The sequence below is a fragment of the Methanoculleus sp. 10 genome, from assembly GCF_913757945.1.
Lineage (GTDB): Archaea > Halobacteriota > Methanomicrobia > Methanomicrobiales > Methanoculleaceae > Methanoculleus.
This window is the reverse complement of the sequence record NZ_CAJYDP010000027.1, coordinates 1-572: the sequence shown is the minus strand read 5'-3', so window position 1 is coordinate 572 and position 572 is coordinate 1. Positions and strand designations below refer to the sequence as shown.

The following is a 572-nucleotide window of genomic DNA, read 5'->3' as shown; positions in this document are numbered from 1 at the left end:
GCCATATGTCCCGGGCTTCTGAAGCCCCCCGGCCAGTTGCAGCGCCCTCTCGTTCTGCTCCACCGTGCTTCGTGCATTCCATACCTCGATGAGGTCTACTGCTTTTGCGAGTTCGAGGACATTCGGGTGCGACCGATATGGGTGGGGCAGGACGGAAACACCTCCCTGTTCCCTGATCTCATCAATAACCTCATCCCATCTGCGGGAGCGGACCTCCTCGTTGACAAAAAGACCGATGATATCGCCGGAGTCGGTCAGGATCTCTACGCCGGGAATGACGGTCACCCCGATCTCCTTCTCCAGTTTCCTGGCTTCAAGGGAACCCCGGACCGTATCATGATCGGTTATTGCAACGCCGGTTAAGCCCGCTTTTTTCGCCTGCTTCAGGATCCGTCTTGGCCTCATCAATGAGTCATGTGAGTAACTCGAGTGGATGTGGCAGTCAAAGTAGAGGTCTTCCATGCGGCCTCCAGAATCTCCTCTGCTTGATGCGGAGTGCAAACTCACCCGCCGTCATTCCCAGTTGCAGGATGTTGGGCACGATATCACGGGGGTCGATGTCATAACAGATT

At 55.8% G+C, this 572-nt stretch carries 1 protein-coding gene; it reads right to left on the bottom strand.

Annotated elements, in window-relative coordinates; translation table 11 throughout:
* A partial coding sequence (locus tag QZ408_RS14785; protein ID WP_292492835.1) for a PHP domain-containing protein occupies window positions 1–462 on the bottom strand: 462 nt, incomplete at its 3' end.
* Window positions 463–572: the final 110 nt, after the last annotated feature.